The following is an 18622-nucleotide window of genomic DNA, read 5'->3' as shown; positions in this document are numbered from 1 at the left end:
AGCCGGTCACCCCTCCGCAGTAATGTGGCGGCTTCGGGGGCCGACACTGCATGGAGGGGTAAAGAACAGTGAACCTGCGCGACCTGGTGTACGGGCTCTACGCACGCCGGGTGGAAGGCCGCCTCGACCACGCCCAGGTGCCCAAGCACATCGGCGTCATCCTCGACGGCAACCGGCGCTGGGCCAAGGCCTCCGGCGGTACCCCCGAGCAGGGTCACAAGGCCGGCGCGGACAAGATCCAGGAGCTGCTCGGCTGGTGCGCCGAGACCGACGTCGAGGTCGTGACGCTCTGGATGCTCTCCACCGACAACCTGAACCGCCCCGAGGAGCAGCTGGTCCCGCTGCTCGCAATCATCGAGGACGCGGTCCGGGCGCTCGCCGCCGACGGCCGCTGGCGGGTGCACCACGTCGGCACCCTCGACCTGCTGCCCGCCCGCACCCAGTCCGTCCTGAAGGAGGCCGAGCAGGCCACCCTGGACAACACGGGGATACTCGTGAACGTCGCCGTGGGCTACGGGGGCCGCCAGGAGATCGCGGACGCGGTCCGCTCGCTGCTCCTGGAGCACGCCGAGCGCGGCACCAGCTTCGAGGAGCTGGCGGAGATCGTCGACGTCGAGCACATCTCCGAGCACCTCTACACGCGCGGCCAGCCCGACCCCGACCTCGTGATCCGCACCAGCGGCGAGCAGCGCCTGTCCGGGTTCATGCTGTGGCAGAGCGCGCACTCCGAGTACTACTTCTGCGAGGTGCACTGGCCGGCCTTCCGCAAGGTCGACTTCCTGCGGGCGCTGCGCGACTACGCCGCCCGGCACCGCCGTTTCGGCAACTGAGCCGAACTGACGCGACCTCACGCCCCCTCCGGCAGGTACGTCACCCTCCGTTCACGAACCAGCCGTCATATGCCATGGCATGACGGCACGTGTTCGAGGGCATATCCCAGGTGAAGTGAGCGGCACGGAGACCGCCACCCGGGAGGCCCTTTGCACCAGGACGACCGTGCAGACCGTGCACGGACGAAGCGGAGGGCCGGAGCTCGGCCCGCGCATCGTGGCCAGAGCCCGGTCCCATTCCGCCGTGACACCGGTTCCGCCCATCGCTCTTCCGCCGGGGCGGACCTGTCGCAACCCCGACCTCTCAGGGGTCCTCGAAGGGGGTCTGTCCTTCCGTGGTGACCAGCACTAAGCGCCGCTTGTCCGACAGGCGCACCTATGTTCTCGACACCAGCGTCCTGCTGGCCGACCCCAAGGCGATGTCCCGGTTCGAGGAGCACGAAGTGGTGCTCCCGATCGTCGTCGTGACCGAGCTGGAGGCCAAGCGCCACCACCCCGAGCTCGGCTACTTCGCGCGGCAGGCGCTGCGCCTCCTCGACGACTTCCGGGTGCGCTACGGGCGGCTGGACGCCCCGCTCCCCATCGGGGACCTGGGCGGCACCCTGCGCGTCGAGCTCAACCACTCGGACCCCGGTGTCCTGCCGGCCGGCTACCGGCTCGGGGACAACGACTCGCGGATCCTCGCGGTCGCCCGCAACCTCCAGGCCGAGGGATACGACGTCACGGTCGTCTCCAAGGACCTGCCGCTGCGGATCAAGGCCTCCTCGGTCGGCCTGCTCGCCGAGGAGTACCGGGCGGAACTCGCGATCACGGACTCCGGCTGGACCGGAATGTCCGAAGTCGCCCTGTCCGCCGACCAGATCGACCTCCTCTACGACCAGGAGACGCTGTACGTGCCGGAGGCGGCCGAGCTGCCCGTGCACACCGGTCTCGTGCTGCAGTCCGAGCGCGGCAAGGCGCTCGGCCGGGTCGCCTCCGACGGCTCGGTGCGGCTGGTCCGCGGCGACCGGGAGGCCTTCGGCATCCGGGGCCGCAGCGCCGAGCAGCGGATCGCGCTCGACCTGCTGCTCGACCCGGACATCGGCATCGTGTCGATGGGCGGCCGGGCCGGCACCGGAAAGTCGGCGCTCGCGCTGTGCGCGGGCCTGGAGGCGGTCCTGGAGCGCCGTCAGCACCAGAAGGTGATGGTCTTCCGTCCGCTGTACGCGGTGGGCGGGCAGGAGCTCGGCTATCTGCCGGGCACCGAGGCCGAGAAGATGAGCCCGTGGGCCCAGGCGGTCTTCGACACCCTCTCGGCCGTGGCGGGCCGTGAGGTGATCGAGGAGGTGCTGAGCCGCGGGATGCTGGAGGTGCTGCCGCTCACTCACATCCGGGGCCGCTCGCTGCACGACGCGTTCGTCATCGTCGACGAGGCCCAGTCCCTCGAGCGGAACGTACTGTTGACCGTTCTGTCCCGGATCGGGGCGAATTCCCGGGTCGTGCTGACCCATGACGTCGCCCAGCGCGACAACCTGAGGGTCGGTCGGTACGACGGAGTCGTCGCCGTCGTGGAGAAGCTGAAGGGGCATCCGCTGTTCGCCCACGTCACGCTGACCCGTTCCGAGCGTTCGCAGATCGCCGCGCTCGTGACCGAAATGCTGGAGGATGGTCACATCTGACCTGATCTGCCCCCTTGTGGGGCAAAGGAGTTGGCGCCGCCCGGCAAAGCGCGAGAGCTTAGCCGGGCGGCGCCGCGCTGTCCGCCGTATCGGCCAAATCCCGTGCGTCCACCCAGGTGTGAGCTTTCACACGCAACGTGGAATTGCCTTGCGGCGTCGCCGTCCGGCAGAGTCTTGCTTCCGTCAGGCCCCGCATACGGCACACGTGCACCTCCAGAGGTGCTGCACCACACAACTCAACAGCCGTTCGCCGTATGCCGCCCACAGCACCACGGGCCCGTGTCTTCTGTGACCCAGTAGTTCGGAGACCAGCGTCAGGGGCAAGATTTCGCCCGCGTGGTCACCTGTGCGGGCGATGCTGGAAGGAAACCGTGTGAGCCGGATCTCGGTCCGGGGATTCGCGGTGGCTTCGGCCACTGCGGTCACCACTGTCGGCGCCGTCGTCGGTGTTGCCTCGGGCAACGCCGCGCAGGCCTCGGACGACAACTTCGAGGCCACCGCGGCCGACACGACGCTGCTCGCGGACATCCCCGCGGGCGAGCAGGCCCAGGTACAGGTCTCCTCCCTCGCGGAGCAGGCCGACGTCCAGGCCGCCGCCGCCGACTCCCTCGCGCGCAAGTCCGCCGAGGAAGCCGCCCGCATCCAGGCAGCCAAGGACGCCGAGGCCAAGAAGGCAGCGGCCGACAAGGCCGAGAAGGAGCGCAAGGAGGCCGAGGCCGAGCGCGCCAGCCGGTCCGCCCTGCGCGACGCCTCGAGCTTCTCCGCCCAGGGTTCGTACACCATCGCCGAGGTCAAGGCCATCGCCCGGCAGATGATCCCGGGTGACCAGTTCCAGTGCTTCAGCAACATCGTGGACCACGAGTCCGGCTGGAACTACCGCGCGACCAACCCCTCCTCGGGTGCCTACGGCCTCGTCCAGGCCCTGCCGGGCTCGAAGATGTCGTCCGCCGGCGCCGACTGGCAGACCAACCCGGCCACCCAGATCAAGTGGGGCCTCAGCTACATGGACGGCCGCTACGGCAGCCCCTGCGGCGCCTGGTCGTTCTGGCAGGCCAACCACTGGTACTAGGAGCCGCGCCCGGTATCCGTACCGGCCCCCGCTCAACCCCGTGAAGCCCCTCGCCGTCCTTCGGTGGGGGGCTCACGCGTGCGCGGGGTGTAGGTTCGAGGGCCCGAGGGGGGAGAGGGAAGAGCATGTCGAGACTGCCAGGATGGCTGCACCGGCTCGGTGACGGTCTGAGCCGCATGGGCGAACGCCTTGACGAACGCCGGGCGCAGGCCGAGCGCGAGTCCGCCCCCCTGGGTCCGCCGCCCGCGGCCCCCGGACCGGAGGCGCACACCGCGCCGAAGGCCGCCACCGGGCCCGCCGCGCAACCCGCCCCCGCCAGCGCCCCTGCCCCGCTGCCCGCGGCGGCGGCCGTCGAACCGACGTTCGTCGAGCCGCCGTCCCCGGAACCCGCGTCCGTACCCGCGCCGCCCGCCTACGCGCCCGCCGTCGCCGCGCGGCCCGACCCGGTCGCCGCCATCCCGTGGGGCATGCGGGTCGCCGCCGAGGCCGGCTGGCGCCTGCTCGTCCTGGCCGGCACCGTGTGGGTGCTGATGAAGGTGATCAGCTCCGTCCAGCTGGTCGTCCTCGCCTTCGTCGCCGCCCTGCTCATCACCGCGCTGCTCCAGCCCACCGTCGCCCTGCTGCGCCGCAAGGGCCTGCCGCGCGGGCTCGCCACCGCGGTCACCGCCGTCTCCGGCTTCGTGATCATGGGCCTGGTCGGCTGGTTCGTCGTCTGGCAGGTGCTGGACAACGTCGACAGCCTGTCCGACCGCGTCAAGGACGGCATCGAGGAACTCAAGCGCTGGCTGCTCGACAGCCCGTTCCACGTCACCGAACAGCAGATCAACGAGATCGCCAAGAACCTCAGCGACACCATCGGCGCCAACGCCGAGCAGATCACCTCCGCCGGACTCCAGGGCGTGACCGTGGTCGTGGAGGCGCTGACCGGCATCCTCCTCGCCATGTTCTCCACCCTCTTCCTGCTCTACGACGGGAAGAAGGTCTGGGAGTGGACCCTCAAACTGGTGCCCGCCCAGGCCCGGCCGGGTGTCGCCGGCGCCGGCCCCCGGGCCTGGCGCACGCTCACCGCGTACGTCCGCGGCACGGTCCTCGTCGCCCTGATCGACGCCGTCTTCATCGGTCTCGGCCTGTGGTTCCTCGACGTGCCGCTGGCCGTGCCGCTCGCCGTGTTCATCTTCCTCTTCGCGTTCATCCCGCTCGTCGGCGCCGTGGTCTCCGGCGCCCTCGCCTGCGTCGTCGCGCTCGTCACCAACGGGGTGTTCACCGCCCTGATGGTGCTCGTGGTGGTGCTCGCCGTCCAGCAGATCGAGGGCCACGTCCTCCAGCCGTTCATCCTCGGCCGGGCCGTACGGGTCCACCCGCTCGCCGTCGTCCTCGCGGTCGCCGCCGGCGGCCTGACCGCCGGCATCGGCGGCGCCGTCGTCGCCGTCCCGCTGGTCGCCGTCACCAACACGGTCGTCGGCTACCTCCGCGCCTACAGCGGCGAACAGGCCCTGCGCGCCGCACCCGAGCCGCGCGGCGCGACCGCGTACGAGGTGGCGCCCACCCCGGCGCCCGGTGCGGCCGGACGGCTCCCGGGAGGACAGGCGTGATCTCCGAGCCCGAACTCGTCGGCGGCGGAGGCTTTCCCGACCCCGTCGCCCCGCCGCTCCCGCACCCGCCGCCCCCGGCCGGGCAGGACACGGCCGCGCCCCGCGCCCGGCGCCCCTGGACGTGGGCGCTGGGCGGCGCGATGGTCGCCTCCGCGGTGTGGGCCGGCGGGCTCTACGCGTACGAGCGAGGGCAGGACGGCGGCCCGGACCTCGGCGGCTACCGCACCGACCGCGACCCCTGCCAGGTGGCCAAGGCCGAGGGTCTCGCCGCGGCGTTCGGGCCCAAGGGCGTGTCGCCGGACGAGCCGCTGAAGGTCGACCACCCCGCCCTGTTCCAGTGGAGCTGCAGCGTCACGCTGGCGTCCAAGCCGATCACGTACACGCTGCACATCTCCTACGACCTGCACCGGGTGACCGACCCGGGGCCGGAGTTCCTGGCCGTGCGGGAGGACCCGCAACTGCTCGGCGGCGGTGAGCGGATCTCCGGCATCGGCGAGGTCGCCTACTTCGGCGGCGCGTACGAGGAGAACTCGCTGACCGTCCTGGACGGGCAGGCCGTGCTCTCGATGTCGCTCCAGCCGATGGACGACTTCGACGAGGACACGAACCAGCCCATCGAGGCGCCGGAGCTGGACCCGGCCGCCATGCAGACGTACCTCGTCGAGGACATGCGGCAGCTGATGACGGCGCTCAGGAGCTGAGCCGGCGCCGCCCGCGCATGCCGAAGGGCCCCGGGGTTCCGTGAACCCCGGGGCCCTTCGGCGTACGTGTCGCGGTACGGCCGGAACTACTCGGCCAGGACCGCCTCGGCGTCCAGCGTCACGCCGACGGCCTGGATGACCGCGGCGATCTTCACGGCCTCCTGGATCGTCTCTCGGTCGACACCGGCCTTGCGCAGGACCTGCTCGTGCGAGTCCAGGCACTGGCCGCAGCCGTTGATCGCGGACACGGCCAGCGACCACAGCTCGAAGTCGACCTTCTCGACACCCGGGTTGCCGATGACGTTCATCCGCAGACCGGCGCGCATCGTCCCGTACTCCGGGTCCGACAGCAGGTGCCGGGTCCGGTAGAAGACGTTGTTCATCGCCATGATCGCGGCGGCCGACTTGGCGGCCTGGTACGCCTCGGGCTTCAGGTTGGCCCGGGCCTCCGGCTCCAGCTCCCCGAGGACCTTCGGCGAGCGGGAGGCGATGGCGCAGGCCAGCACCGTGCCCCACAGCTGCTGCTGCGGGAGCTCGCTGTTGCCGATCACCGAACCGAGGTTCAGCTTCAGGTCCTTGGCGAAGTCCGGTATGGCGGCCTTCAGCTCATCGAGCGCCATGCTCACTCACCGGCCAGGAGCTTGCCGGCGTCGAGGGTGTCCTCGCCCTTGTTCCAGTTGCAGGGGCACAGCTCGTCGGTCTGCAGGGCGTCGAGGACCCGCAGGACCTCCTTGGGGTTACGGCCGACGGAGCCCGCGGTGACCATGGTGAACTGGATCTCGTTGTTCGGGTCCACGATGAAGACGGCGCGCTGGGCGAAGCCGTCCTCGCCCTCGACGCCGCAGTCGCGCATGAGCTCGTGCTTCGAGTCGGCGAGCATCGGGAAGGGCAGGTCACGCAGGTCGGCGTGGTCCTTGCGCCAGGCGTGGTGGACGAACTCCGAGTCACCGGAGACGCCGAGGATCTGGGCGTCGCGGTCGGCGAACTCGTCGTTCAGCTTGCCGAACGCGGCGATCTCGGTCGGGCAGACGAAGGTGAAGTCCTTCGGCCAGAAGAACACCACGCGCCACTTGCCCTCGTAGGACTTGTGGTTGATCTGCTCGAACTCCTTGCCGCTCTCCAGCGACACGCAGGCGGTCAGGTCGTAGGCGGGGAACTTGTCACCGACAGTGAGCACGCGCTCTCCTTGCAGGGTCGGAAGGGTCCCTTTTGGGGTCTTCCGTGAGGGGTTGGACGTCTCACATCCTGGCACGGAGTGCATTGATCAGTGAAATAGCTAGACTCGGTCGTGTTGATCGAAGGTGGTTATCAGTGGTTCCCGTGCGGCGTGTGAAGCAGCCCAGCCTGTCCCAGCTCAGAGCGTTCGCGGCGGTCGCGGAGCATCTGCACTTCCGGGACGCGGCGGCGGCCATCGGGATGAGCCAGCCCGCGCTCTCGGGCGCGGTTTCGGCTCTCGAAGAGGCACTCGGTGTCCAGCTCCTCGAGCGTACGACGCGCAAGGTGCTGCTCTCGCCCGCCGGGGAGCGGCTCGCGGTGCGGGCGCACGCCGTGCTCGACGCCGTGGGGGAGCTGATGGAGGAGGCGGAGGCGGCGCAGGCGCCGTTCACGGGAGTGCTGCGGCTCGGCGTGATCCCGACCGTCGCGCCCTATCTGCTGCCGACGGTGCTGCGCCTCGTGCACACCCGGTATCCCGAGCTCGACCTCCAGGTGCACGAGGAGCAGACCTCCTCGCTGCTGGAGGGGCTGGCGGCGGGCCGGCTCGACCTGCTGCTGCTCGCGGTCCCGCTCGGTGTGCCCGGTGTCACCGAACTTCCCCTGTTCGACGAGGACTTCGTGCTCGTCGCGCCCGAGGGGCACGCGCTGGCGGGGCGCACCGACATCCCTCGCGAGGCGCTCAGGGAGCTCAAGCTGCTGCTCCTCGACGAGGGGCACTGCCTGCGGGACCAGGCCCTCGACATCTGCCGGGAAGCCGGGCGCACCGAGGGAGCGCCGGTCACCACCACCGCGGCGGGCCTGTCGACGCTGGTGCAGCTGGTCGCCGGAGGCCTCGGCGTGACCCTGCTGCCGCGCACCGCGGTGAAGGTCGAGACGGCCCGTAACAGCGCCCTGTTCACCGGGGACTTCGCCGATCCGGCGCCGTCCCGGCGGATCGCCCTCGCGATGCGGACGGGAGCGGCCCGCCAGTCCGAGTTCGAGGAGCTGGCGGGCTCGCTCCGGGACGCGATGAGGCGTCTTCCGGTACGGATCGTCCCGGCGGCCGCTATTCCGTCCTGAGGCCGTCGGCCCGCATCAGCCGCCACAGCAGCGGCATGCTCAGCGCGGTCACCAGGGCGACCAGCGCCGCGCCGACTCCGGCGACCGGCAGGAAGACCCACCAGTCCTCGACCTGTTTGCCGATCATCCGCAGCAGGACCAGGCCCAGGGCGAGCCCGCCGGCCACCGCCAGGACCAGGCCCAGGGTGATCGGCACGGCCGTCTGCCACAGCACCGACCAGCCGAGGGTGGAGCGGCGGGTGCCGAAGGCGACCAGCGAGGAGAGCAGCCGCTTGCGTTCCCGCAGCTGCTCCAGGGTGGTGACCAGGAGCGACATCGCGACGAGCAGCATGGTGAGGGTGGCGCCGGCCAGGATGCCGGTGCGGACGCTGGTGAACTGGGCGTCGCGCTCGATGTCCTGGAGGGTCCGCACCCGGGTCAGCGGGTCGAGGGCGGCGACCCTGTTCCGTACGTGCTCGGCGGCGTCCGGCACCGCCGGGTCGAGGCGGATCATGGCCTCGGCCTCGGGTGCGTCGAGCCGGCCGGCGTCGACGGCCTTCGGTGTGGCCATCACGCCGAACCGGATCCGGCCCATCGGGTCGGGGCGCGCGTCGACCGTGCGGGCCGACTCCGGGATGCGCCAGGTCGGCACCGGCCCGCCCTTGTGGGTCTGCGGGTCGCGCAGGGCGACCCGCGCGCCGGGCCGGGCGGTCTCGGCGACCCAGGCGTCGTCCGGCCCGTCCGTGCCGTGGGCGAGGACGACGAAGACGTCGCCGTCCGTGCACGAGGGCAGTCGGGCGAACTCCTGCAGGGAGGCGCAGTCGCCGACGGCGATCTCGGTGATCGGGGCGAAGTCCTCGCCCTTCTTCGGCGGGCCGGGGCGCCACACGTTCGACTCGATGGTGCCGACCACCGACGTGACGCCCTTCGTCCGCGACAGCGCGTCGATGGCCCGGCGGGCGTCGTCGGCGGTCCTGGCGTCGACCTTGGTCTCCAGCTGGGCGCGGGCGGTGTCCATGTTCGTGGGCCGCATGAAGTCGTTCTGCATCGCCTGGAACAGCATCTGCAGGGCGATCGCGCCGGCCGCGGCGACGACGATGCCGCTGACGGCGCGGGCGGCGGTGCCGCTGCTCAGCTGGAGCCTGCGGGTGGCGAGCTGCCAGGCCACCGGGCCGCCGCTCAGCCGCTTCACCAGGGCTTCCACCAGCCAGGGCAGCAGGGTGGTGAGCCCGACGAGGGAGAGCGTGGCGCCGAAGGCGATGCCCACGGTGTCGATCTCGGTGCCGCTGACCTCGACGCCGCCGGCGGACGGTACGAGCACGGCGGCGCCGGCGGCCACGAGGAGCAGCCGCCAGATCAGCCGGCGCGGCTTCGGCGTGGCGGTGCGGACCACGCCGAGCGGTTCGACGGTCACCCCGCGCAGCGCGAAGAGACTGACGAGGACGGCCGAGACCGGCACGGCGGCGACGATCACGGCGGCGAGCCAGGGCACCGGGGACACGTCGGAGGGGAACGCGTTGACGTCCCAGATCCGCACCGTGCCGGCGAGCTGCCGGGCCACGGCGAAGAACCCGGCGCCGAAGGCGAGTCCGAGCAGCGCGCCGGCCAGGGACTCGCCGGCCGAGATCCGGCGGGTCATGGCGGTGTCGGCGCCGACGAGCCGGAGCGCGGCGAGCCGCCGGTCACGCTGTTCGCCGCCGAAGCGGACGGCGGTCGCGACGAAGACGAGGACGGGGAGCAGCAGGACGACGCAGGCGATGACGACGAGCAGCAGCAGGAACGCGTTCATGGGTTCGCCGGGCACGGACCAGCCGTAGCGCGCGCCGCGCCCGCCGTGGTCGTCGGTGGTCAGGACGTCCGTGCCGGCGACGTAACGCAGTTCGGCCGGGCCGATCAGCCCCGCCTCGCCGAGGGTGCCGGTGACCTCGTACGGGAGGCGTTCGCGCAGGAGCGCGCCGTCGGGGGAGTCGAGCAGCTCGCGAAGGGCGGGGGAGACCAGCATCTCGCCGGGCGCGGGCACCTTCGCCGCTCCCGGCGGGACCGCGGGCCTGTCGCCCTCGGGCCGCAGCAGGAGCCCGGTGATCGTGTCGCCGCGGTAGAGCGTGGACTGGTCGGCGTAGAGAAAGGTCTCCGGGCCGGGCCGCTCCACCGGCTCGCTCGCGTCGACGGAGCGGGCCGACTCGCGCACCTCGCGCTGGAACAGCATCTGCGGCATGGAGGCGGCGACGAGCAGCAGGGCCACGCCGAGGCCGATGCCGGTCGCGGTCAGGGCCGTACGGAGCCGGCCGCCGCGGCCGCCGGTGACGGCGAAGCGCGCGCCGAGCGCCAGGTCGCGGGTCCAGGTCCGCACGCTCATGCCGCCCACTCCGTGTCCCGTACGGAGCCGTCGCGGACCACGATCTCGCGGTCGGAGTAGGCGGCGACCCGGGCCTCGTGGGTGACCAGGACGACGGCGGCGCCGGTGTCGCGCGAGGCGTCGGTCAGCAGCGCCATGACGCGCTCGCCGTTGAGGGAGTCGAGCGCGCCGGTCGGCTCGTCGGCGAAGATCACCCGAGGGGCGGTGACGAGCGCGCGGGCCACGGCGACCCGCTGGCCCTGGCCGCCGGATATCTCCCCGGGGCGCTTTCCGGCGACGTCGGCGACCTCCAGGCGTTCCAGCCACTCGCGGGCCCGGCGCTCGGCGTCCTTGCGCCGCTCGCCGTCGAGGCGCAGCGGCAGGGCCACGTTCTCGACGCAGGTCAGTTCGGGCACGAGCTGGCCGAACTGGAAGACGAAGCCGAAGTCGGAGCGGCGCAGGGCGCTGCGCTGTCCGTCGGTCATGGCGGTGAGCTCGCGCCCGTCGTAGTGGATGGTGCCGGCGTCGGGGCGGACGATGCCGGCGAGGCAGTGCAGCAGGGTGGACTTGCCGGATCCGGACGGGCCCATCACGGCGACGACCTCGCCGGCCCGCAGGCTGAAGTCGGCGCCGGCGAGGGCGGGCGTCGGCCCGTACGCCTTGTCGAGCCCGCTCGCCCTGAGCAGAGGTGTGGTGGTCATCGGCGGATCTCCTCGGCGAGCCGGTCGAGGCGGGCGGCGGTGAGCTCCAGCCAGCGCAGGTCGGCCTCCAGGTGGAACAGGGCGTGGTCGCAGATGAGCTGGTCGGCGAGGTCGCCGTCCTTCTTGCGCCGGGTGAGCTCGCGCATCAGGCGCAGGTGCTCGGAGCGCTGGGTGTCCAGGATCCCGGCGGCGCCGCGCCCGGTGAGCAGGGCCAGGACGACCTTGGTGTAGAGCGTGGACTGCAGGTACGGCTCGGGCTTCTCGGGGGTGGCCAGCCAGTGCGCGACGTCGGTGATGCCGGCCTCGGTGATGGCGTACCGCTTGCGCTCGGGGCCGCCGCCGGCCTCGATGCCGTCGACCTCGACGAGGCCGTTCTTCAGGAGCCGGGACATGGTCGAGTAGACCTGCCCGTAGTGCAGGGGCCGGTCGTGGCCGAAGCGCTCGTCGAAGGCCCGCTTGAGGTCGTAGCCGTGGCGCGGGCCGGACTCCAGGAGTCCGAGAAGGGTGTGACCGATGGACATGCCGGTCACTGTACACGGGGTGTATACGCACGATGTATAGAGCCTCGGAGTGTTCGCCCGAAGAGCCGGGCGCGCCGTGACACCCCTCGAACGAACGGGCTGTGACCGGCGGCACACAACCATCTCCGCCTCTGGAGCGTCGGTTCCGTCGGGAGTGGGTGCTGATTCTCACGCCCTGAAATGCCGGATCGATCGCCCTTTGTCGTATTGGGCGGTGTTAGCTTTCTGAGCTGATTCGACGACGAGCGGAGCGAACGCGGACATGGGCCGGAACGGCAAGGGACAGGCGAAGAAGGGCGGGCGGATACGCCGCCTCTTCACCTGGAAGAAACTCCTGGGCACGTTCTTCGTGGGCTGCCTGCTCGTCATGGGCGCCTTCTACGTGCTCTACCTGATGGTCCCGGTGCCCTCCGCCAACGCGGACGCGACCCTCCAGAGCAACGTCTACAAGTACGCCAACGGCAAGGTGCTCGCCCGCACGGGCAAGATCAACCGCGAGATCGTGGGCCTGGACAAGGTGCCGCTCGACGTCCAGCACGCCTTCGTCGCCGCCGAGAACAAGACCTTCTACAAGGACAACGGCGTCGACATCAAGGGCACCGTCCGCGCCGCGTGGAACACCCTCACCGGCAAGGGCAAGCAGGGCGGTTCGACGATCACCCAGCAGTACGTCAAGAACTACTACCTGAGCCAGGACCAGACCGCGACGCGCAAGCTCAAGGAAATGGTCATCGCGCTCAAGGTCGACCGGAACATGTCCAAGCCGGAGATCCTCGCCGGCTACATGAACACCAGCTACTACGGCCGCAACGCCTACGGCGTCCAGGCCGCCGCCCAGGCCTACTACGGCGTCGACGCGACGAAGCTCACCGTCGGCCAGGGCGCCTACCTCGCCTCCGTCCTCCAGGCCCCCAGCCAGTACGACTGGACCTCGGCGGGACCGGAGGGCCGCAAGCTGGTCGAGCAGCGCTGGAACTACGTCCTGGACAACATGGTCGAGGAAGGCTGGCTGGACGCCGGCAAGCGCGCCGGACTGAAGTTCCCCGCCCCGCAGAAGCCCAAGGCCCCCAAGGGTCTGAGCGGCCAGAGCGGTTACATCGTCGAGGCCGCCAACCAGGAGCTCATGCGCCAGGGCGTCAGCGAGGAGGACCTCAAGGCCGGCGGCTGGACGATCACCCTCAACATCGACGAGAAGAAGCAGAAGGCCCTGGTCAAGGCCGTCGACAAGCAGCTCGAGGACAAGATCGACCGCAAGGGCGACAAGAAGCAGGCCACCGTCCAGGCCGGCGCCACCTCCGTCGACCCGAAGACCGGCGCGGTCGTCGCCATGTACGGCGGCGTCGGCGCCACCGAGCACTGGACCAACAACGCCACCCGGCGCGACTACCAGCCCGCCTCGACCTTCAAGCCGCTCGTCCTCGCCTCCGCGCTCGACAACGGCGCCGAGACCCAGGACGGCCGGAAGATCGGCCTCGGCACGGTCTACGACGGCACCAGCAAGCGCCCGGTCGTCGGCAGCGCCATCCCCTTCGCCCCGGAGAACGAGGACAACCAGAGCTACGGCCCGGTCACCGTCCAGAAGGCCACCAACAGCTCGATCAACTCGGTCTACGCCCAGATGATCGTGGACGTCGGCCCCACCAAGACCAAGCAGACCGCCATCGCCCTCGGCATGAAGGACGGCCAGGACTTCGGTGCCACCCCCGCCATGTCGCTCGGCGTCATGGGCGCCTCCACCCTGGACATGGCCGGCGTCTACGCCACCCTCGACAACCACGGCGTCAAGGTCACGCCGACCCTCGTGAAGTCCGCCGAGCACAAGGACCGCAAGGCCGACCCGGTGAAGTCCGTCGGCGAGCGCGTCATCAGCCGCGAGGCCGCCGACACCACCACCAAGGCCATGCAGGGCGTCGTCCAGTCCGGCTCCGGCTTCCGCGCCGCCGGCGACTACCAGGCGGCCGGCAAGACCGGCACCTCCGAGAACAACCGCTCGGCCTGGTTCGTCGGCTACACGCCCGAACTCGTCACCGCCGTCGGCCTCTTCGGCGAGGACGCCAAGGGCAACCAGGTGACCCTGACCGACACCATCAACCCGGGCCGCGCCAACGGCGGCCGCACCCCGGCCCAGATCTGGGGCGCGTACACCACCGCCGCGCTCGGCGGCGGCTCGGACGCCACCTTCGACCTGGAGACCGACGGCACCTCGGGCGGCGACACCGTCCCGACGCCGACGGCCACCACCGGCTCTCCGTCGCCGACGCCGACGGAGAGCGGGGGCACCACCACCCCGACGCAGCCGCCCACGTCGACCGCGACCACGCCGACCCAGCCGCCCACGTCGACCGCGACGACTCCGCCGGAGCCGACGCCGACGAAGCCGACCGAGCCGACGATCGTGCCCACTCCGGACGGCGACACGGGAATCGTCGACGGCGGCCGGGGCGGCCAGTGACACCGGGCCGCTGACGGACGACGACGGCCGGACCCCGAGGAGGGGTCCGGCCGTCGTCGTACGTACGGGATGACGGTTCGGGTACGGGTACGGGCTCAGCGCGTGGCCAGCTCGAACCACACCACCTTGCCGCCCGAGAGCCGCGTCGCGCCCCAGCGCCGGGCCAGCCTGTTCACCAGGAACAGCCCGCGCCCGCCCTCGTCGGTGTCCCGCGCCCGCCGCTGCCGCGGCAGCTGGGGCGAGTCGTCGCCCACCTCGCAGCGCAGCACGTCCGTCTTGAGCAGCCGCAGCGTCACCGGGCGCTCCGCGTACCGCACCGCGTTGGTGACGACCTCGCTGATCAACAGCTCCACCGAGTCCGTCAGGTCCTCCAGGTCCCAGCGCGCGAGCGCCCGCCGGGCGAGCCGTCGGGCCCGGCCCGGGGCCGCGTCCTCCGGTTCCAGGAACCAGTACGCCACGTCGCTCGGCGCGATCCCGTCGAAGCGGGCCGCGAGCAGCGCGATGTCGTCGTCCCGGTCGCCCGGGCCGAGCATGTCGAGCACGTCGTCGCACAGCGCCTCCAGCGGAGGCGAGTGGTCCGGACCGGTCAACTGGGCCGTCGCCGCGAGCCTTTCCCGCAGCTGCTCGATGCCCGTCCACACGTCACGCAGCCGGGACTCCACCAGGCCGTCCGTGTACAGCAGCAGCGTGGCACCGGCCGGCGCGTCCAGCTCCACCGCCTCGAAGTCCACGCCGCCCACGCCGATCGGGGCGCCCGGCGGCACCCGCAGCACCTCGGCCCGGCCGCCCAGGTGCAGCAGTATCGGCGGCGGATGGCCCGCGTTGGCGATGGTGATCCGGTGCGAGACCGGGTCGTACACCGCGTACATGCAGGTGGCCATGCGGTTCTCGCCGAGCCGCTGGGCCTGCTCGTCCAGGTGGTGCAGCACCTCCTGCGGCGGCAGGTCGAGGCCGGCCAGGGTCTGCGCGGTGGTGCGCAGCTGGCCCATGATCGCCGCCGACGTCATCGAGTGACCCATGACGTCGCCGACGACCAGCGCGACCCGGCTGCCGGGCAGCGGGATCGCGTCGTACCAGTCGCCGCCGACCCGGGCCGTCTCCGCCGCCGGCAGGTAGCGCGAGGCGAGCCGCACGCCGGTCGGCTGCGGCAGCGAGTCCGGCAGCATGGTGCGCTGCAGCTCGTCCGCGATGTACGCCTCGCGCCCGTACAGCACGGCCTTGTCGATGCCGAGCGCCGTGTGGGTCGCCAACTGGGCCGCCACGAGCAGGTCGTTCGGCTCGAAGCCGGCCCGCTCGGGACGGCGCAGGAACACCGCCGCACCGATCACCCGGCGCCGCCCCCGCAGCGGCGCGAGTATCGCCCGCTGCCCGCCGGGCACCGGGTGGTCCGGGCCGAGCAGCTCCGGCAGCGCGGCGCGGGCGGCGGGGGAGTCGCCCGGCACCGGACGCACCCCGCGCAGCACCTCCGCCAGCGCGCCGCCCGAGCGGACCTCGCACAGTTCCGCCGCGGGCGTCGGGTCGGGGTCGGGGACGAGGACCAGCTCCTCGCCCTCCACGTCCGCTAACCGCAGCCGGTCGGTGCGGCGGAGCCGCAGCACGAACGGCTCGGCCGGCCGCTCGTCGCCGACCGGCAGCGGGTCGCGCAGATAGACCAGGATCGCGTCGGAGAAGGTGGGGACGGTCGCCCGGCACAGACCGAGGACGATCTCGTCGAGGTCGAGGCCGCGCGCGATCCGCCGCGTCGCGGCGCCCACGAACCGCAGCCGCTCGCCCTCGCGGCGCGCCGCCGCGCCGTCAGGGCCCGCCATGCCGCCGCCGGGCGCCGGTGCGGGCACGGCGACGGCGGCCGCGGGCGCCGCCGCCGCCGTCTCCTGCCGGGGGCGGGTGCGCTCCTGCGGCCGGTCGGCCATCGCCTTGCGGCCTTCGTGGGAGGTGGGATGCTCCGTCACGCCTGGGATTCCGTCCGTCCGGGCCGGTGGTGCGTTGCACGCGCTCTTCTCGCCGATGCCGCGCCTTCGGCGGGGCTAAACCACCGGCACGAGGTCGATGTGGAGGAGGGGGGCGGGGCGTCCGCGCGCAGGTCCGGCACTGCTCTTCCCCCTCATGAAGCAATCTGGATGACGTGTGGTCAGGTCCTGCGCCGTGCCGGGTGTATGACGTGCCGTCGGATCGACCGGGTGCGGTCGGGTCCGGTCGGCCGACTTGCGGAGGACGATCCTACGTTTGCCCCCTGGGGGCGCATCAAGAGTCTCATGGAGCCGTGTGCGCCGGAGTGCGATCCCAGTCGGCGGGCAGTTCGGGGACCGGCCAGGCCGGGTCCGGACGCCAGTCCTCCCAGCCGTCCGAGAACGGCGGTCCCCAGGCCCGGATCAGCTCGACGGCGGCGCTGCCCGCCTCCTTCACCCGGGCGGCCAGCGCCGGGTCCATCAGGCCGGCCCGCTGCGCCTGGGCGAACTCGTCCTCGTCCCGCCACAGCCAACTGCGGTCGGGGTAGACGGAGATGTCGAGGAAGTGGTCCTCGGAGTCGATGCCGCCGGACCAGCGGGTACGGGGCTCCTCCAGGTTCACGTACCAGCTGCGGAAGCGCCAGCCGCGCTCCCAGAACAGCCACACCGACCACGGGTCGCCGGGCCTGGCCAGTTTCAGCACGCCGGTGCCGTGCCAGTGGGCGCGGACGGTGGTGCGCGGCGCCGTGTACCGGGTGGCCAGCGGCTCCTCGTGGACGGGCGTGCCGTCGGCCAGGACCGGTTTCACGCACTCGGTGCCGGGCGCCATCCAGACCGCGAGCAGCTCAGGGGTGTCCTGGACCACGGTCACCGGGCGGCAGATGTGCACGTCGCCGGTGCCGTTGTCGCGGTAGCGCCAGAGGATGTGGTCCCCTGGCGCCCAGTGCTGAGGGCGGCCGGATCCTGTCATGCGCAGATCTTAGGGGTGGGTTCCCGGCGCCGCTGCGGTGAAGGTCACGGATCGGTCAGCGACGGTCACGGGCGGGTCATGCGCAGGACGTCGAGGGCCTCGTCGAGCTGCTCGGGCGTGAGGTCGCCGCGCTCCACGTAACCGGACTCCAGGACGACCTCGCGGATGGTCTTGCGCTCGGCCAGCGACTTCTTGGCCACCTTCGCGGCCTCCTCGTAGCCGATGTACTTGTTCAGCGGCGTGACGACGGAGGGCGAGGACTCCGCGTACTCGCGGGCCCGCTCGGCGTTGGCGGTGATCCCGTCGACGGTGCGGTCGGCGAGCAGCCGGGCCGCGTTGGCCAGAAGGCGTACGGATTCCAGCAGGTTCTTGGCCATGACCGGCAGCATGACGTTGAGCTCGAAGTTCCCGGCCGCGCCGGCCACCGCGACCGTGGTGTCGTTTCCGGTCACCTGCGCGGCGACCATGAGGACGGCCTCGGGGATCACCGGGTTGACCTTGCCCGGCATGATCGACGAGCCCGGCTGGAGGTCGGGGAGGTTGATCTCGGCGAGGCCGGTGCGCGGGCCGCTGGCCATCCAGCGCAGATCGTTGGCGATCTTCGTGAGCGACACGGCGATGGTCCTGAGCTGCCCCGAGGTCTCGACGAGACCGTCCCGGGCGCCCTGGGCCTCGAAGTGGTCGCGGGCCTCGGTGAGCGGCAGTCCGGTGGTGCGGGCGACCTCGGCGATCACGGCGGCGGAGAAGCCGGGCGGGGTGTTGATGCCGGTGCCGACCGCCGTGCCGCCGAGGGGGAGTTCGGCGAGCCGCGGCAGCGCGCCGCGCAGCCGCTCGATCCCGTACCTGACCTGGGCCGCGTAACCGCCGAACTCCTGGCCGAGGGTGACGGGGGTGGCGTCCATGAGGTGGGTGCGGCCGGACTTCACGACGCTCGCGAATTCGGCTGATTTCCGCTCCAGGGAGGCGGCCAGGTGGTCGAGGGCCGGGATCAGGTCGTGGGTCACGGCGGCGGTGGCCGCGATGTGGATGGAGGACGGGAAGACGTCGTTGGACGACTGCGAGGCGTTCACGTGGTCGTTGGGGTGGACGTCCCGGCCCAGGCGCTCGCCGGCGAGCGTCGCCAGCACCTCGTTGGTGTTCATGTTGGAGGAGGTGCCCGAGCCGGTCTGGAAGACGTCGACCGGGAAGTGCTCGTCCCAGCGGCCGTCGGCGACCTCCTCCGCCGCCTCCTGGACCGCCCGCGCGACGTCCTCGTCCAGCACGCCGAGCTCGGCGTTGACCTTGGCCGCCGCGGCCTTGATCCGGGCGAGGGCCTCGATGTGGGCGCGCTCCAGGCGCTGGCCGCTGACCGGGAAGTTCTCCACCGCGCGCTGGGTCTGCGCGCGCCACTTGGCATGGGCGGGGACCCGGACCTCGCCCATGGAGTCGTGCTCGACGCGGTAGCCGTCTTCGTTGCTCATGGTTCGTCAACCTCCTGCTGTGTCTTCCGGGGCGACCCCCGAACCCCCCGAAAAAGATGAGCACTTGTCTTGTTCGACGTATTCCCAAGTCGCTTACCGGCCAGTAAAAACCGTGGGTAACCCCACTTCCAGGA

The 18622-nt window shown here is 71.7% G+C and carries 15 protein-coding genes; 7 read left to right on the top strand and 8 right to left on the bottom strand.

Features of this window, described 5'->3' with window-relative positions; genetic code table 11:
* Positions 1–68 precede the first annotated feature (68 nt).
* The 5 genes from ACFVGS_RS20510 to ACFVGS_RS20490 all read left to right on the top strand — a co-directional run bounded on the left by ACFVGS_RS20510 (position 69) and on the right by ACFVGS_RS20490 (position 5850).
* Entirely contained in the window at positions 69–830 is a 762-nt protein-coding gene (locus ACFVGS_RS20510; RefSeq protein WP_384418715.1) for an isoprenyl transferase, read from the top strand.
* Between the two features lie 335 nt (positions 831–1165).
* Positions 1166–2488: a PhoH family protein gene (locus tag ACFVGS_RS20505; protein ID WP_384418712.1), complete on the top strand. Its 1323-nt coding sequence runs from the start codon at positions 1166–1168 to the stop codon at positions 2486–2488.
* 373 nt (positions 2489–2861) lie between these two features.
* Positions 2862–3557 (top strand): transglycosylase SLT domain-containing protein, encoded by a 696-nt coding sequence (locus ACFVGS_RS20500; protein WP_384418709.1) that lies wholly within the window; start codon positions 2862–2864, stop codon positions 3555–3557.
* 125 nt (positions 3558–3682) lie between these two features.
* Positions 3683–5149, top strand: a complete 1467-nt coding sequence (locus ACFVGS_RS20495; RefSeq protein ID WP_384418706.1) for an AI-2E family transporter — start codon at positions 3683–3685, stop codon at positions 5147–5149.
* Positions 5146–5850 (top strand): hypothetical protein, encoded by a 705-nt coding sequence (locus ACFVGS_RS20490; RefSeq protein ID WP_385693257.1) that lies wholly within the window; start codon positions 5146–5148, stop codon positions 5848–5850. Before ACFVGS_RS20495 ends, ACFVGS_RS20490 begins: the two co-directional genes overlap by 4 nt.
* Before the next feature lie 86 nt (positions 5851–5936).
* On the opposite strand, the gene ACFVGS_RS20485 is transcribed toward ACFVGS_RS20490, so the two are convergent.
* Positions 5937–6470: an alkyl hydroperoxide reductase gene (locus ACFVGS_RS20485; protein WP_384418701.1), complete on the bottom strand. Its 534-nt coding sequence runs from the start codon at positions 6468–6470 to the stop codon at positions 5937–5939.
* Between the two features lie 2 nt (positions 6471–6472).
* Entirely contained in the window at positions 6473–7027 is a 555-nt protein-coding gene (locus ACFVGS_RS20480; protein ID WP_384418698.1) for a peroxiredoxin, read from the bottom strand.
* Positions 7028–7179: 152 nt separating this feature from the next.
* Here ACFVGS_RS20480 and ACFVGS_RS20475 point away from each other — a divergent pair, with 152 nt between their 5' ends.
* Positions 7180–8124, top strand: coding sequence for a hydrogen peroxide-inducible genes activator (locus ACFVGS_RS20475; protein ID WP_385693256.1), 945 nt, complete (start codon positions 7180–7182; stop codon positions 8122–8124).
* Here the strand turns inward: ACFVGS_RS20475 and ACFVGS_RS20470 are convergent.
* Genes ACFVGS_RS20470 through ACFVGS_RS20460 form a run of 3 tightly spaced genes read right to left on the bottom strand, consistent with a single transcriptional unit; the run spans position 8111 to position 11660 of the window.
* Positions 8111–10459, bottom strand: coding sequence for an FtsX-like permease family protein (locus ACFVGS_RS20470; RefSeq protein ID WP_385693255.1), 2349 nt, complete (start codon positions 10457–10459; stop codon positions 8111–8113). The genes ACFVGS_RS20475 and ACFVGS_RS20470 overlap by 14 nt on opposite strands.
* The gene (locus ACFVGS_RS20465) at positions 10456–11139 is read right to left on the bottom strand and encodes an ABC transporter ATP-binding protein (protein ID WP_385693254.1); all 684 of its coding nucleotides are present in this window, start codon (positions 11137–11139) and stop codon (positions 10456–10458) included. Before ACFVGS_RS20465 ends, ACFVGS_RS20470 begins: the two co-directional genes overlap by 4 nt.
* On the bottom strand, positions 11136–11660 hold the full coding sequence (locus ACFVGS_RS20460) for a PadR family transcriptional regulator (RefSeq protein WP_385693253.1): 525 nt from the start codon (positions 11658–11660) through the stop codon (positions 11136–11138). Before ACFVGS_RS20460 ends, ACFVGS_RS20465 begins: the two co-directional genes overlap by 4 nt.
* A 262-nt stretch (positions 11661–11922) precedes the next feature.
* Between ACFVGS_RS20460 and ACFVGS_RS20455 the strand changes: the two genes are divergently transcribed.
* Positions 11923–14112, top strand: a complete 2190-nt coding sequence (locus tag ACFVGS_RS20455; protein ID WP_384418679.1) for a transglycosylase domain-containing protein — start codon at positions 11923–11925, stop codon at positions 14110–14112.
* A 95-nt stretch (positions 14113–14207) separates the two neighbouring features.
* Here ACFVGS_RS20455 and ACFVGS_RS20450 read toward each other — a convergent pair whose 3' ends face one another.
* The 3 genes from ACFVGS_RS20450 to ACFVGS_RS20440 form a co-directional block, all read right to left on the bottom strand.
* A complete protein-coding gene (locus ACFVGS_RS20450) occupies positions 14208–16061 on the bottom strand; it encodes a SpoIIE family protein phosphatase (protein WP_384423235.1) in 1854 nt (617 codons plus the stop codon).
* Between the two features lie 301 nt (positions 16062–16362).
* Positions 16363–17028, bottom strand: a complete 666-nt coding sequence (locus ACFVGS_RS20445; RefSeq protein WP_385693252.1) for a DUF402 domain-containing protein — start codon at positions 17026–17028, stop codon at positions 16363–16365.
* Between the two features lie 65 nt (positions 17029–17093).
* On the bottom strand, positions 17094–18488 hold the full coding sequence (locus ACFVGS_RS20440; RefSeq protein ID WP_385693251.1) for a class II fumarate hydratase: 1395 nt from the start codon (positions 18486–18488) through the stop codon (positions 17094–17096).
* Between the last annotated feature and the right edge of the window lie 134 nt (positions 18489–18622).

Source organism: Streptomyces sp. NPDC127114, assembly GCF_042677525.1.
Classification (GTDB): Bacteria; Actinomycetota; Actinomycetes; order Streptomycetales; family Streptomycetaceae; genus Streptomyces.
This window is presented reverse-complemented; position numbering and strand designations above follow the sequence as displayed.